Genomic DNA, 15,229 nt, shown 5'->3' on the forward strand with positions numbered 1-15,229 from the left:
CATTCAGGAAAAACAAAAAGCCTCTTTATTAATAATAAAGAGGCTTTTTAGTGACCTTGCCAGGATTCAAACCTGGAACCTTCTGATCCGTAGTCAGATGCTCTATTCAGTTGAGCTACAAGGCCTTTTTAAAGCGACACCGGCCATTTTTTAAGCCTGTTTACTGTCGTTTGGGATTGCAAATGTAGATAAAAGATTTTTATATGCAAAGAAAAATTACGTTCCTTTAAAAAAAATAATAACTTTGTTTCCTAATCGTTTAAAGGCCAAAATTCTCTTTATGAAAATCAAATTCACTTTTATCTTCCTGTTATCTATCGGCTCTTTTTTTACTGCTTTTGCTCAGGATGATGCGGATAATGTCACCAACGAAACCTACCAGCCCGACATTAGCGGTAAACTGCTGCTTTCCGTAGGACTTAATCTCCTTGACGATGCACCCCGCGATTTTGAAATTAACCCATGGCGCTCCAAAAGTGTAGGTATCTACTACCTTTATACAATTCCACTTGGCGACTCGAAATTCTCTTTTAATGCCGGTCTTGGCCTGGGTCTGGAGAAGTACCAGTTCAGCAATAATACCATTCTTACCTACAAAGATGCAGATGAAATACCTGGCTTCGAAAGTGAAATCCCCATTCTTGTAATGGACTCAGTACAGGATGTATATAATACTCCCACATGGGAGAAAAACCGGCTGGCAGCCAACTATGTAGATATACCACTGGAGTTTGCCTTTAACTCTAATAAAAGCAATCCTGCAGCAGGTCTTTCCGTAGCTTTGGGCGGTAAAATTGGGGTGTTGTATGCAGCACACACTAAAGTAAAATACGAGCTGCCAGGTGGTGAAACCAGGAAGGTGAAAGACGAGCGCCAGTGGGGACTCAACCGCTTTCGATATACCACCTATACCCGCATTGGCTATGGAGCCTTTAGTGTATTTCTTGAATACCAGCTGTCCGACCTGTTTGATACAGAATTTGGTGGTCCCTTACACCGTACAGGCGTGGACAATGCTGCCGGCAAAGCCATCTACAAAGAATTTCCGGATTTAACGAACTATAGAGTTGGTCTTGCAGTAGACCTGTTTTAATCGCTTTCTACTGGAGAAATAATTAAATATAAAGAATTAAGAAAAAAGGCTGATTGCTTCCATGCAATCAGCCTTTTCTTTTATAAATCCCTGACCTCCTATGCCGCTTTCCTTTACCTGCCAGGCAGAAGGAAAGTGGTTTTTGCGGGCTTCTATTTCCCCTGGTAAACCGGCTTTCGCTTCTCTAAAAAGGCCTGCACGCCTTCTTTATGGTCGACAGTTGAACCGGCAATCTCCTGGTTGTAAGCTTCATACTCCAGCATCTCTTCCAGATTAGCATGCTGCGACTTATTCAGCATCTTTTTAATAAGTCCGATGGCTTTGGTAGGCGCTGATGCGTAATAATCCGTAAAGCCTTTTACCGCTTCGTCGAGCTGTGTGAGTGGCACCACTTTATTCACCATTCCCAGCTCCAGTGCTTCCTGCGCACTTACTTTTGACCCCATGGTGCACAATTCAAAAGCTTTGGCAGAGCCGACCAGCCGGGGCAGAAAATAAGAGGAACCGGAGTCCGGCACTAATCCGATATTCACAAACACCTCTATCAGCTTTGCCTCCTCAGCCGCAACAGCAATATCGCAGGCCAGCACAAGCGAACAGCCAGCCCCGGCAGCCACGCCATTTACTCTTGCTATAATAGGCTTCGGCAGCTCCCGCATCGCCTTTATAAGGGGATTGTAGCGCTTCCGTACCGACTCGGCAAAGGAACGGTTCGGATCGGCCTGAGAAGCCTTCAGGTCCTGGCCGGAACAGAACGCTTTTCCTTCGCCGGTAAGCACCACCACACGTACCTCATCGTCTTTTTTTACTGCCTTAAAAGCATCCTGCAACTCAAAGCTTAGCTCGTTATTAAAGGCATTGTAAACTTCCGGCCGGTTAAGGGTGATGGTGGCTACACCACCCTCTTTTTCATATTTTAAAAATTGATACATGACTAATTGATAGGTTAAACAATTGTTGCAAAGTGCTTAATTTACAGAAATGCTCCCGAAATTTAAAAGTTTGCCTTCTTCCTGTTCAGAAAAAAAGAAAGAAGAAAACAGTGGCGATACTTACCAGCAGCCCCAGCATGCTGCCTGTCCACACTTCTGCCGGCTGATGCTCGTGCAGGTACAGTCGCGCAGACATTACAGCCCCCGCTACTACCACCATACCAACCAACCCATAAAGCAGCAGCGCATCGTGGTATACAAGCGAAAAAGAAGCCATAAAACCAACCACACCTCCCACAGCCGCACTATGTGCACTTATTTTCCAGTAAAGCGATATAATACTCACCATAAAAATAACAAAGGTGATGCCGGTCAGCATGATGTTTATGTGAATAAAGTGCTGGTACTTTGTGATGAAAAAGTAAGTGGTAACAGCATAAAAGATGGAAATAAATAAGAAGGGCATGCGCCTCTCCTGGCGGTCGGGCATTTTAAGATTAGGAATACTCCCGAAATAATACAGCACCAGCATACTCACCAGCGGAATAATGAGGGTGGTTAATACCAGCAGGCTAAGCATAGACCAACGCAAATCTGCCGCTAATGGAGCGGTTACCCGGGGCGACAAAAGAAAAATGAGGGCAAACAGAAGGCTGGGCATCACAATAGGATGAAACACCAGCGAAATGGCTTCGGCCAGCCACCGAAAACGCCCCTGTGGTTTTTCCTGCTGCGGCTCCTGTAAGTGAAGCTCTTCCGGCTCCGGCTCCTCCTGCCCCGGATGCAGGGATGCATATCCGTTGCTACCTCCCACTTACAACTCCTTCCTTAAACGTGCCACCGGTATATTCATTTGCTCGCGGTACTTGGCCACGGTGCGACGGGCAATCTGATAGCCCCTTTCATTCAGCATTTTTTCCAGCTTTTCATCAGAGAGGGGCTTCCGTTTACTTTCATTATCAATCATTTCCTTCAGCGCATTTTTAACCTCCCGGCTGCTCACATCCTCTCCCTGATCGGTAGAAATGCCCTCTGAAAAGAAATACTTCAATGGGTATATACCAAACTCGGTTTGTACGGACTTGCTGTTGGCCACCCGCGAAACGGTCGAGATATCCATACCAATACGGTCGGCAATATCTTTCAGGATCATGGGGCGCAGTTTACTTTCGTCGCCGGTAAGGAAATAGTCGTACTGGTAATCAATAATGGCCTGCATGGTGTGGAGCAGGGTGAGCTGCCGCTGCTTAATGGCATCGATAAACCACTTTGCCGCATCGAGCTTCTGCTTTACAAAGCTCACGGTTTCTTTTAACTTCTTATCCTTTTTATTGCTCTTATCGTAAGAATCGAGCATTTCTGAATAAGAGCGGCTGATGCGCAGGTCGGGAGCATTACGTGAATTCAGCGAGAGCTCCAGCTTACCGTTATCGTTTGTAAGAATGAAGTCGGGCATGAGGTATTGCGTTCTGGCAAGAGAGTTTCCTACCCCTCCGGGCTTCGGGTTTAGCCGTACTATGGTATCGATGGCTTCTTTCAGCTCCTCCTCGCTTTCCATGTTCAGCCTTTTTATAATCTTCTTGTAATGCTTTTTGGTGAATTCTTCGAAATGGTCTTCCAGAATAGTAATAGCCACTTCCACCGGGCCATTCTGCCCCGCATCGCGCTTACGGTATAATTGAAGAAGGAGGCATTCCTGCAGGTTTCTTGCCCCTATTCCGGGCGGGTCGAACTCCTGTATCATTCGAAGGATCCTTTCCAGCTCTTCCTCGTCGGTACGGATGTTTTGCGAAAAGGCAAGGTCATTGGCAATGGCATCGAGCTCGCGCCGTATATAGCCGTCAGACTCGATACTACCTATCAGCTGCATGGCCACCGTATGCTCCCTTTCGTCGAGTCGCAAATAACCTAACTGGTCGAGCAACTGCTCCGTGAGGGTGGTGGTCATGGGCAGCGGCATATTCTTTTCATCCTCATTATAGTTGCCGTCGCCCTGCATTTTATACCCGCCGAACTCATCGTCGCGCAGGTAATCATCTACATCTATATCATCTTTTTCGTTATAGTCGTCCTCAAAATCATCGTTATTATCTGTCTTTTCCTCTTCTTCGCGTCCTTCTTCCAGCGCCGGGTTAATTTCAAGCTCTTCTTCTATGCGCGATTCCAGCTCAGCCGTAGGCACCTGCAGCAGCTTAATAAACTGTATCTGCTGAGGAGACAACTTTTGCGATAAGGTTTGACTTAAACTAAGCTTCTGCATACGGGCTGCTTTGATTTAGCAATTGTTGAGTATGTAAATTTATTACTTTTTCTGTATTTGACGATATTGGCATTTTTAAAATAGCATCTTTTCTCATATTAAACGTTTACACGTCACAAGGTTTTGCATTTTTAAACTGTTTAGTAATATTGCAGAAGATTAAAAACCTTTTAATAAAAAACTTAACCCCACACCCTTGGCACAGCAACGAACCAAAATAAAGGAACTTTTAAGCAACGGCACAGAAGGCAAGACCTATACTATTAAGGGCTGGGTACGTACCAAGCGCGAAAATAAAAATGTAGCTTTTATCGCCCTCAACGATGGTTCTACCATTAAAAACATACAGGTAGTAGCCGACCCTGCCAAAACAAGTGAGGAGGTGCTCAGGAAAATTACCACCGGCGCGGCACTGGCTATAGAGGGCACACTCGTTGCTTCCCAGGGGCAGGGACAGTCTGTCGAATTACAGGCACATTCGATTCAGGTTTTAGGCGAAGCCGATCCTGAAAAATACCCGCTACAGCCTAAAAAACATTCACTGGAGTTTCTGCGCGAGATAGCGCACCTCCGCATGCGCACCAACACTTTTGGCGCTGTTTTCCGAATGCGCCATGCCATGGCCTATGCGGTGCACAAATTTTTTCATGAAAAGGGTTTTGTCAATCTGCATACCCCTATCATTACAGGCTCCGATGCCGAAGGTGCCGGAGAGATGTTCCGCGTAACCACCCTTGACCTCGACAAGCTCCCTCGCACCGAAGAAGGTAAGGTAAACTTTAAAGAAGACTTCTTTGAAAAGGAAACCAATCTTACGGTAAGCGGACAACTAGAGGGTGAGCTCGGTGCGCTTGCGCTGGGAGAAATTTATACTTTCGGCCCCACTTTCAGGGCAGAGAACTCCAACACCAGCCGCCACCTGGCTGAATTCTGGATGATAGAACCGGAAATGGCCTTCGTGGAGCTGGAAGGGAATATGGATTTAGCTGAGGAAATGCTTAAATACCTGATTCGCTACGCGCTGGATAACTGCACAGATGATTTGGAGTTCCTCGATGCCCGTGCAGCAGAAGAAGAAAAGAATAAGCCACAGGTAGAGCGAAATGAACTGGGTCTTATCGAGCGGCTGCGTTTTATCCTCGACAATGATTTCGAACGCCTGAGCTATACCGAAGCCATTGAAATTCTGAAGAACTCTAAACCCAATAAGAAAAAGAAGTTTAACTACCTGATTGAAGAATGGGGAGCCGACCTGCAGTCGGAGCACGAGCGCTACTTGGTAGAAAAGCATTTTAAAAAGCCTGTTATCCTGTTCGACTATCCGGCAGCCATTAAGGCTTTTTATATGCGCCGCAACGAAGATAATAAGACAGTACGGGCCATGGATATCCTGTTCCCGGGAATTGGCGAAATAGTCGGTGGTTCACAAAGAGAAGAGCGCTATGAGGAGTTAAAAGAAAGAGCGGCAGCCATTGATATACACGAAGAAGACCTCTGGTGGTACCTCGAAACACGCAAGTTCGGGACTGCTCCACACAGTGGCTTCGGACTGGGCTTTGAGCGCCTGATGCTCTTTGTTACCGGCATGACCAACATCCGCGATGTAATCCCCTTCCCGCGCTTCCCCGGCAATGCCGAATTTTAAGGAGAAAAACAACAATATTAAAAAAGCCACGGCAGGACACCGGGGCTTTTTTTTGTATCTCAATGGATCCAATGCCATGGTTGGGCTCCAGACGAAAAATATCAACTCTCTGAGTTGACCTACAGGCAATTTCTGGTCTCTTATCTTATTGAAGGGCGGGACTTTATGCAAAAAAAGCCACCCTCTTCTTCAAAGGATGGCTTTCTGTTTCGTTTGCAATTTAGTTTTAAGCAGCGCACATTCAGTCTAAACACCTTATATCCGCTACTCAATACTCTTTAAGCTGTTTTTACCCCTGCTTTTTTAAGGGCTTCCAGCATCGTCTCACCAATGTTGGCAGGAGAGTCCACCACATGAAGACCACATTCGCGCATTATTTTCATTTTGGCTTCTGCAGTATCTTCAGCACCCCCAATAATGGCACCGGCATGGCCCATACGACGACCGGCAGGCGCAGTCTGGCCGGCAATAAAGCCTACAACTGGCTTCTTGTTTCCGGTTTCCCTGATCCAGCGGGCGGCTAATGCTTCGTAGTTACCACCAATCTCACCAATCATTACAATGGCATCAGTTTCCTCGTCATTCATCAGCATTTCTACAGCCTCTTTGGTTGGTGTACCAATAATAGGATCACCACCGATACCAATGGCAGTAGAAATTCCCAAACCAGCTTTTACAATCTGGTCGGCTGCTTCGTAGGTAAGCGTACCTGACTTAGATACGATACCGATACGGCCTTTCTTAAACACAAAGCCTGGCATAATCCCCACCTTTGCTTCACCAGGGGTAATAACACCCGGGCAGTTAGGGCCTATCAGCACTACATCTTTTCCTTTGAGGTAGTCTTTGGCTACCATCATATCTTTTACAGGAATACCTTCTGTAATGGCAATGATCACTTTAATACCTGCATCGGCCGCTTCCATAATAGCATCGGCTGCGAAGGCAGGTGGCACAAAAATGATGGATACATTGGCACCTGCTTTTTCTACAGCCTCAGCTACAGAATTAAATACAGGCTTATCGAGGTGTGTTTGCCCTCCTTTACCAGGAGTTACGCCACCTACCACATTTGTACCATACTCGATCATTTGTCCTGCATGAAACGTACCTTCTGAGCCGGTAAAGCCCTGTACGATCACTTTAGAATCTTTATTTACTAGAACACTCATGCGCTGTAATTTTAATTTTGCACAAAAATAAAAGTTTTGATGGCTTAAACAAAGGTTTTTGCGAAAGCCCTCTTCTTCCACTCCTCCATGCCTGCTAAACAGCAAACATAAAAGCCCCCTGCAGGCAGGGGGCTCTCAAATTCAAACAGGCAAACTAATTAGTTAGTAACGGTAGTATTCTGGCTTGAACGGACCATTTACTTCCACACCAATGTACTCGGCCTGGTCTTTGGTAAGCTCGTCAAGTTCCACACCAATTTTTGGCAGGTGGAAAGCAGCAACTTTCTCATCCAGATGCTTAGGAAGCATATACACAGCATTTTCGTACTTGTCGTTATTCTCCCAAAGCTCCATTTGCGCAAGCGTTTGGTTGGTAAAGGAGTTCGACATTACAAAGCTTGGGTGGCCGGTACCACAACCCAGGTTCACCAGGCGACCTTCGGCCAGCAGAATGATGTCATTTCCATCTACATTAAACAGATCTACCTGCGGCTTTATATTGTCGTGCGTATGTCCGTAGTTCTTCTTCAGCCATGCAACATCAATTTCGTTATCGAAGTGACCGATGTTACATACAATAGCCTTGTCTTTCATGAGCTTGAAATGCTCTCCGGTGATGATATCCTTATTGCCGGTGGCCGTGACTACAATATCGGCTTCCTTAACGGCATTTACCATCTTCTTCACTTCAAAACCATCCATGGCAGCCTGCAGCGCACAAATCGGGTCGATTTCGGTAACGATAACACGCACACCTGCTCCGCGAAGAGAGGCCGCAGAACCTTTACCCACATCGCCATACCCTGCCACTACAGCTACTTTACCAGCCAGCATAACGTCTGTTGCACGGCGTATAGCATCTACTAACGACTCTTTACAGCCATACTTATTATCGAACTTCGACTTGGTTACGGAGTCGTTTACGTTAATGGCAGGCATTGGAAGAGTTCCTTTGCGCATGCGCTCATACAGACGGTGAACACCGGTGGTTGTTTCTTCAGAAAGACCTTTGATACCATCTACCAGCTCAGGGTAGTTATCGATTACCATATTGGTAAGGTCACCACCATCATCAAGAATCATGTTCAGTGGCTTTCCATCTTTGAAAGCAAAAAGTGTCTGCTCGATACACCAGTTAAATTCTTCTTCATTCATTCCTTTCCAGGCATACACAGGGATACCGGCAGCGGCAATAGCCGCGGCAGCGTGGTCCTGTGTAGAAAAAATATTACAGCTCGACCAGGTTACTTCAGCACCCAGCTCCACGAGCGTTTCGATGAGCACTGCTGTTTGGATGGTCATGTGCAGACATCCGGCAATACGAGCTCCTTTCAGAGGCTTCTTAGAGCCGTACTCTTCGCGGAGGCCCATCAAACCGGGCATTTCCGCCTCGGCTAACCTGATTTCTTTTCTTCCCCAGTCAGCCAGAGAAATGTCTTTTACTTTGTACTTTTCTTTTGTTTCTAACATTTTCAAAAATTTTCAGCCAATATATTCTAATACAAAATTACTAAAAAGATGCACAGCAAACAAAGCAGCCATTTTCCATGAATGTTTCCATTGTAGAGAAAGAACTAAAGCTTCACCGGCAGCAGAACCCTTTTGCATAGCGCATCTCACCAAAGGGAATTGGGCTCTTAACAGGAAACTGGAAAGCAGGTTGACTGTCTTAAAAATTCATGCGTGCCAGAATAAAAACATACTTCCAGCCATAATGTTCAAAAAATTATGTCCCCAGCAAAAGAACATCTGTTGCAACTCCCCTAACCATCACTTATTGCTATCTCTCATTATTTTTCTGTGCACCCTGTACAGCCGGAAGAGTTGATTTGCTGCGCCCATTTAGTAGCCGGATAGGCCAGAATGCCATGAACAAAAACGGAAAGCAGAATGGTATAGGCGGCTACCGCCCATAATTCCAAAGACTTATCGGCAGCAAAACTGACATGGCTCAGCCCGAAAGAAAGGTAAAAAAGGGAGCCAACGCCCCGGATACCGAAAAAGCTTACCAGCCATTTCTGCCGACCATTGAGACTGGTGCCTATAAGGCTAAGCCAGCCAGCCAGCGGCCTTATAATAAAGATGAAGATTGTGCCTGCAACCACTCCCTTCCAGCTCAGGTAATCAAATAAACCGGCTGAAATTATCGCTCCGAACAGAAATAGAATCACTACAATCAGGAGTCTTTCCAGCTGGTCGGTAAAGTTGTGCAGCTCCTTCCGGAACTCAAACCTTACGCCCTCTTCTGAGGAATGGCTTTTTGTATTTCTGGAAAAGATAAGTGCTCCTATAAAAACCGACAAAAAGCCATAACCACCCGCTATTTCAATAATGCCATAGGTTAAGAGGGTAAGGGCCAGCGACACAAACCCATCTGATACATTTGTTAATTCAATCCGCTGGAACAGCACGAAAATTCGCCGAAAAATTAGGCCCAGCAACCAACCACCAATAATTCCGACACTTAGCTTGTACAGTAACTTATGCACCAGCCAATCTTTCATTACTTCGCCAAAGTCAGGTAAGGTTGCCAGTAAAATAGCCAGGAATACCAAAGGAAATGCCAAACCGTCGTTAAAGCCGGCCTCTGCCGTGAGCAAAAATTTATCCTTCTGCTCCTCTTCCTCCCCGGGAGGGCCAACCTGCACATCGGCAGCCAACACCGGGTCGGTTGGTGAAAGTGCGGCCGCCAGCAAAACTGCTCCGGCAATGGTAAAGCCAACATATAGGTAAGAAGCAGCGGCAAAAAGGGTAAAGCTTACTATCATGGCAATAATCAGCAACTGAAAAAGCTGGCGCCAGTATTTCCATTTTAAAGGGCGATCAATCTTGAGCCCTACCCCCGCAAGCGAAACAATAACACAAAACTCTGTGAGATGGACCACAAACCTGCTGTTAAGGTGGGGCAGGGGACTAGGAAGATTAACAGGAAGCTTATATAATAGAAACCCCAGCACTACATAAATAACAGGATAAGACAGCGGCTTATTCGACAGTATATTGGGCAACCAGGTGACACCTAAAATTGCCAGCCCCAGTAAAATTATTGCCAGGTTATAAAACTCTTTTTCCAACTCCATAAAATACGCCTTAACAGTTGGCTAACGCAGGAGAAGTATTTAAGTTTAAAAATAAAGGACCATTAATTAGCGGATAAATTCAATTTCTTTTATCCAGAAGTAGCGGATTTCATCATCCGGCAGGCAAACGGCCAGGCGCCCTACTTTATCAATACCAATTATTTTCCCGTTAAAGTCTTCGCCGGCAGAGCGAAAAGTATGTACCTCTCCCAACCAGTAGAGGCGGCTCAGGTATTCTTTGCGGAGAGCTGCCACACCCCCCGCTTTCAGTTGCAGGTATCGACTTTCGAGCTTCAGGAGCAGGCGTTCTAAAACAGCAGCACGAGCAAAATCTTTACCGGCAATAATGGCCATAGAACTGGCTTTACCGTCTTTAAAGCGGGTTTGGTTTACATTCAGGCCTATTCCCAGAACACTCCACTCCAAACTGGTGTTCTTTAATGTGTTCTCGATTAAAATACCGCCCAGTTTTTGCTGGTAGTAATAGATATCGTTTGGCCATTTGATTGAAAGGCCCGGAGGCAGCAATTCTGTCAGTAAATCATAAATGGCAAGGGATGTGATAATGTTAAGACTAAACTGTTCCTGTACATGCAGGAAGGAAGGTTTAAGAATTATAGAAAAAGTTAAATTTTTGCCTGCAGCGGCCTCCCAACTGTTTCCACGCTGCCCGCGACCGGCCGTTTGATGGTCGGTCGTAACCACGCTTCCCTCTGCTACAGATTGCCGGCTTAACAATTCGGCAGCAATTGTATTAGTAGAATGACACTCTGGCAGGTCTATGAGGTTCTTTCCCAGAAAAAGCGTTTGGGCAAATATTTTATTCAAAATTTAGTAAATTTGTTGAGCAATTTAAAAACCCCGAATGGAAGATAAAACAAATTCAGATTATTTAAAATCTGTTGTCATTGAGGGCATGCAAGACCGAAAAGCAAGCAATATCGTAGTTCTTGACCTCAAAAAAGTAAAAAATGCAGTAGCCGATTATTTTGTAATCTGTACTGGTAATTCCGATACCCAGCTCGATGCTATTAGCGAGGCCGTAGAAGAACAAGTCTATAAAAACCTCAGACAGCACCCCTGGCAAAAAGAAGGCAAGCAAAACAAAGAGTGGATACTAATTGATTATGTTGATGTAGTAGTGCATATCTTTAAAAAAGAAAGACGGGAGTTCTTTGGGCTTGAGGAGCTGTGGGGAGATGCCGTTCTAACAGAAATTGCAGAATAAAGCCTTTTAGCGGATACTTTAATCCTCTTTATTTAGTTTAAATACAGAATATACATATACCGAACTAATGGCAGAAAAACCAAATAGAAAAAAGATAATCCCCAAACCACCGCAAAAACCAAATTACCAGGCCTATATTATTATTGCGCTACTGGTGTTGATTTTTGCCGTGTTGTGGTTAAGCAGAACAAATTCAACCGTCCCTACCACCCACCGTGAGTTTGAACAAATGATGAGATCGGGCGATGTAGCCAGAGTAGAACTCATATCGAACCAGGACCTGGTAGAAATTACCCTTACTCCTGAAGCACTGGAAGAGCCTGTACACCAGGAAGCGCTCAAGGATCAGCCGTTTACCTCTACTGCCGAAGGGCCTCATTATAGCCTGAAAATTAGCAGCGACGAAGTGTTTGTGGAGCAGTTTTCAGAGGTGGAAGATGAGCTGCCTGAAGATCAGCAGGTAGGTTATGAAGTAGATACCCGGCAGAACTTTACCGATATGTTCTTTAGCTGGGGCTTTGTTTTCTTAATCCTTTTTGGCTTCTGGTTCCTGATGCGCCGTATGACCGGTGGCGGAGGCCCCGGCGGACAAATCTTTAACATAGGCAAATCTAAAGCAGCCCTTTTTGATGCAGAGAATAAAGTAAAAATTACCTTCGGCAATGTGGCCGGACTCGATGAGGCAAAAGAGGAAATACAGGAAATTGTTGAATTCCTGAAAAACCCTGGCAAATTCACCAAACTGGGAGGTAAAATTCCTAAAGGTGCTCTGCTTGTGGGCCCTCCCGGTACCGGTAAAACCCTTTTAGCCAAAGCAGTAGCCGGAGAAGCCGGCGTACCTTTCTTCTCCCTTTCAGGTTCCGACTTTGTAGAAATGTTTGTAGGGGTAGGTGCCGCAAGGGTGCGCGACCTCTTTAAACAAGCCAAGGAAAAAGCGCCCTGTATTATCTTTATCGATGAGATTGACGCTATTGGACGTAGCCGTGGCCGCGGCCAAATGCCGGGCAGTAACGATGAAAGAGAAAACACCCTTAACTCCCTGCTGGTAGAAATGGATGGTTTCTCTACCGACTCTGGTGTAATTATATTAGGTGCAACCAACCGTCCCGATATCCTGGACTCTGCCCTGCTACGCCCTGGCCGCTTCGACCGCCAGATTAGCATCGACAAGCCCGATATTGTAGGCCGTGAAGCTATCTTTAAAGTACACCTGGAGCCTATTAAGATAGCAAGCGACATTGATGCCAAAAAACTGGCTGCCCAGACGCCGGGTTTTGCCGGTGCCGAAATAGCCAACGTTTGTAACGAAGCGGCCCTTATTGCCGCCCGACGCGACAAACAAATGGTAGATATGCAGGACTTCCAGGATGCGGTTGACCGTGTAATTGGTGGTTTAGAGAAGAAGAACAAGATTATTTCTCCTGAAGAGAAAAAGATTGTTGCCTACCACGAAGCGGGCCATGCCGTAGCTGGCTGGTTCCTCGAACATGCCGACCCATTGGTTAAAGTAAGTATCGTACCTCGTGGAGTAGCCGCGCTTGGCTATGCGCAGTACCTGCCTAAAGAGCAGTTCCTGTACCAGACCGAGCAGCTCTTCGACGAAATGTGCATGACCCTTGGTGGCCGTGCTGCCGAGCAGATTGTATTCGGAAAAATCTCGACCGGTGCACTTAGCGACCTGGAACGAATTACCAAGCTGGCCTACAGCATCGTTTCCATTTATGGTATGAACGAAAAGATTGGTAATATTTCGTTCTACGATGCCAAGCAAAACGACTACAGCTTTAACAAGCCCTACTCCGAAGCAACCTCTGAAACTATTGACCAGGAAGTTCGCCTGATTGTAGACAAGGCTTACCAGCACACACTCGACCTGCTGAGGTCGAAAATTAAAGAGCTGGAAATAATAGCAAAGGAGCTGCTGGAGAAGGAGATCATCTTCCAGTCCGACCTGGTTCGCCTGATAGGTCCTCGCCCTTTCGAAAGGCAAACGACTTACCAGAAGTTTACGAACGGAGAGCTGGAAACCTCTGTACAGGCACCAGATGCTACTACCATTATTGAGGAAGAGGAGCCTGTTGAAGTAGAAAAGACGGAAAAAAAGGACGACTCTTCTGAAGATAAAACAAATAAATAAGCCTCATAAGCTTTTAAGCATACAGAAAAGATCAGGTACTTTGCGGCCTGATCTTTTCTTTTTATTATTGATAAGAGCAAACAGGATATGAACCTGAAGGACATCCGGCTCCCTGCCGGCAAGAAAGTTTACTTTGCATCCGATTTTCATTTAGGTGCCCCAAACCGAAAGAAAAGCATAGAGCGCGAAAAAAAAATCGTTCGCTGGCTCGACAGCATAAGCGCCGATGCCCATGCACTTTTCCTGCTTGGCGACCTGTTTGATTTCTGGTTCGAGTATAAGCATGCCGTTCCTAAAGGTGGAGTCCGCCTGCAGGGGAAACTAGCCGAAATGAGCGATGCCGGCCTGCCTATCTATATCTTTAGCGGTAACCACGATATGTGGATGAAGAATTACTTTCCGGAAGAGTTCGGCATTTCCGTATACCACCAGCCTCTGTCTTTCCACATTAACGAAAGCCGTTTTATGCTCGGCCATGGCGACGGCCTTGGCCCGGGAGATCGCCGCTTTAAAATGCTCAAGAAGGTGTTCCGAAACCCTCTCAGCATCTGGCTGTTTGGTAAGGTTCATCCCGATTTAGGCATTGGAATAGCCAATACATGGTCTAAAACCAGCAGGGCCAGCCATATGGAAAAGGATAGCATCTTTTTAGGAGAGAATGAGTGGCTGCTGGCGTACTGTAAGGAAGTGGAAGGGGCACAACATCATGACTACTATGTATTTGGCCACCGCCACCTGCCGCTCGACCTGGAAGTAGCCTCCGAAAGCCGTTATATCAATCTGGGGGAGTGGCTCAGCCATAACACCTATGGGGTATTCGACGGCAAAAAAATGAACCTTCACCAATTTAAAGATGAAGCTTAAAGCGCTCTTGCTATTTGGTGCCGTTTACCTAAGCTGCTGGTCCTCCCTTCTGCAGGCCCAGACTTTCCAGCGTTTATACGCCTTTCACATAGAGCCGCCGGTAACAGTTGCAGCAGATACCTATGGCCGCATTTATGTTGCCACTCGCGAAGGAGAAATTAGCAGTTACACGCCCACCGGAGAGTTGCTCTATACCTATTCGCCCCAATCGGCCGCTTACTATACCGCACTCGATGCCAAAGCAGGTCTGCAAATCGGGAGCTTCGATGAAAATAGTCAGCAGTTGCTTTTCCTCGATCGCTTTTTAAATTTGCTGAGTACAGAGCGACTCCCTCCCGATTTATTCGGTTATGCCACGGCTCTTAGCTGGTCGGCGGGCAATACCCTTTGGGTGGCAGATGCCGGTTCCCTGCAACTTAAAAAATGGGCGCCCGGACGCAGGGAGCTCCTAACGACGGTAAATCTTAGCCAGTTCGGGCAGGAAAGCACTTTTAATATTGAAGCCCTAAAGGAGTATCAGCATAAATTATACCTGTTCACCCAGAACCGGCTGTATGTATTTGACTGCCTGGGCACTTTTGAAAAAATGTTGCCTCTGCCGGAGTGGATTCACTACACCTTTGCCGATGATCAGCTGCTCCTACTTACGGCTGACAGCCTGCTTCGCTTTCCGCTTTACGGTGGGAAACCCGATAGTTTTGCCCTACCCGAAGGGGGCCCCTACACGCACCTTCTTTACAGCGAGGAAATTTATTTTTTCTTCAATGAGGAAATAGCTACGGCTTACCGCCAGCTTCCCTAAAAGCACACCTGCGGAA

At 46.2% G+C, this 15,229-nt stretch carries 13 protein-coding genes and 1 tRNA gene; 6 read left to right on the forward strand and 8 right to left on the reverse strand.

Annotation, left to right across the window (positions count from 1 at the left end; translation table 11 throughout):
* Positions 1 to 51: 51 nt before the first annotated feature.
* A tRNA-Arg gene (locus tag F752_RS0118950) sits at positions 52 to 125 on the reverse strand.
* A gap of 155 nt (positions 126 to 280) precedes the next feature.
* Between F752_RS0118950 and F752_RS0118955 the strand changes: the two genes are divergently transcribed.
* The gene (locus F752_RS0118955) at positions 281 to 1,093 is read left to right on the forward strand and encodes an outer membrane beta-barrel protein (RefSeq protein WP_152425208.1); all 813 of its coding nucleotides are present in this window, start codon (positions 281 to 283) and stop codon (positions 1,091 to 1,093) included.
* Between the two features lie 152 nt (positions 1,094 to 1,245).
* Here the strand turns inward: F752_RS0118955 and F752_RS0118960 are convergent, their stop codons facing one another.
* The 3 genes from F752_RS0118960 to rpoN all read right to left on the reverse strand — a co-directional run bounded on the left by F752_RS0118960 (position 1,246) and on the right by rpoN (position 4,285).
* A complete protein-coding gene (locus F752_RS0118960; protein ID WP_017733327.1) occupies positions 1,246 to 2,025 on the reverse strand; it encodes an enoyl-CoA hydratase/isomerase family protein in 780 nt (259 codons plus the stop codon).
* Between the two features lie 85 nt (positions 2,026 to 2,110).
* The gene (locus F752_RS0118965; protein ID WP_017733328.1) at positions 2,111 to 2,839 is read right to left on the reverse strand and encodes a hypothetical protein; all 729 of its coding nucleotides are present in this window, start codon (positions 2,837 to 2,839) and stop codon (positions 2,111 to 2,113) included.
* Positions 2,840 to 4,285 carry an RNA polymerase factor sigma-54 gene (gene rpoN, locus F752_RS0118970; protein ID WP_017733329.1) on the reverse strand — a complete coding sequence of 482 codons (1,446 nt, stop codon included), beginning with the start codon at positions 4,283 to 4,285 and terminating at the stop codon, positions 2,840 to 2,842.
* A gap of 196 nt (positions 4,286 to 4,481) precedes the next feature.
* Between rpoN and asnS the strand changes: the two genes are divergently transcribed.
* Positions 4,482 to 5,930 carry an asparagine--tRNA ligase gene (gene asnS, locus F752_RS0118975; RefSeq protein ID WP_017733330.1) on the forward strand — a complete coding sequence of 483 codons (1,449 nt, stop codon included), beginning with the start codon at positions 4,482 to 4,484 and terminating at the stop codon, positions 5,928 to 5,930.
* A 278-nt stretch (positions 5,931 to 6,208) separates the two neighbouring features.
* On the opposite strand, the gene sucD is transcribed toward asnS, so the two are convergent.
* From sucD to F752_RS0119000, 4 genes are all read right to left on the reverse strand, one after another.
* Entirely contained in the window at positions 6,209 to 7,102 is an 894-nt protein-coding gene (gene sucD / locus F752_RS0118980; RefSeq protein ID WP_026135847.1) for a succinate--CoA ligase subunit alpha, read from the reverse strand.
* Positions 7,103 to 7,264: 162 nt separating this feature from the next.
* Entirely contained in the window at positions 7,265 to 8,572 is a 1,308-nt protein-coding gene (gene ahcY / locus F752_RS0118985) for an adenosylhomocysteinase (RefSeq protein ID WP_017733333.1), read from the reverse strand.
* 320 nt (positions 8,573 to 8,892) lie between these two features.
* Entirely contained in the window at positions 8,893 to 10,182 is a 1,290-nt protein-coding gene (locus F752_RS0118995) for a cation:proton antiporter (RefSeq protein WP_017733334.1), read from the reverse strand.
* A 66-nt stretch (positions 10,183 to 10,248) separates the two neighbouring features.
* Complete coding sequence (locus F752_RS0119000) at positions 10,249 to 11,010, reverse strand: biotin--[acetyl-CoA-carboxylase] ligase (RefSeq protein WP_017733335.1); 762 nt, start codon at positions 11,008 to 11,010, stop codon at positions 10,249 to 10,251.
* Between the two features lie 37 nt (positions 11,011 to 11,047).
* On the opposite strand from F752_RS0119000, the gene rsfS reads away from it, so the two are divergent.
* The 4 genes from rsfS to F752_RS0119020 all read left to right on the forward strand — a co-directional run bounded on the left by rsfS (position 11,048) and on the right by F752_RS0119020 (position 15,213).
* Positions 11,048 to 11,410, forward strand: coding sequence for a ribosome silencing factor (gene rsfS, locus F752_RS0119005; RefSeq protein ID WP_017733336.1), 363 nt, complete (start codon positions 11,048 to 11,050; stop codon positions 11,408 to 11,410).
* Positions 11,411 to 11,477: 67 nt separating this feature from the next.
* On the forward strand, positions 11,478 to 13,547 hold the full coding sequence (gene ftsH, locus F752_RS0119010) for an ATP-dependent zinc metalloprotease FtsH (protein ID WP_017733337.1): 2,070 nt from the start codon (positions 11,478 to 11,480) through the stop codon (positions 13,545 to 13,547).
* An 87-nt stretch (positions 13,548 to 13,634) separates the two neighbouring features.
* Positions 13,635 to 14,411 (forward strand): UDP-2,3-diacylglucosamine diphosphatase, encoded by a 777-nt coding sequence (locus F752_RS0119015; RefSeq protein WP_017733338.1) that lies wholly within the window; start codon positions 13,635 to 13,637, stop codon positions 14,409 to 14,411.
* A complete protein-coding gene (locus F752_RS0119020; RefSeq protein WP_017733339.1) occupies positions 14,401 to 15,213 on the forward strand; it encodes a hypothetical protein in 813 nt (270 codons plus the stop codon). The genes F752_RS0119015 and F752_RS0119020 overlap by 11 nt, the downstream gene beginning before the upstream one ends.
* Positions 15,214 to 15,229: the final 16 nt, after the last annotated feature.

This window comes from Nafulsella turpanensis ZLM-10 (genome assembly GCF_000346615.1).
GTDB lineage: Bacteria > Bacteroidota > Bacteroidia > Cytophagales > Cyclobacteriaceae > Nafulsella > Nafulsella turpanensis.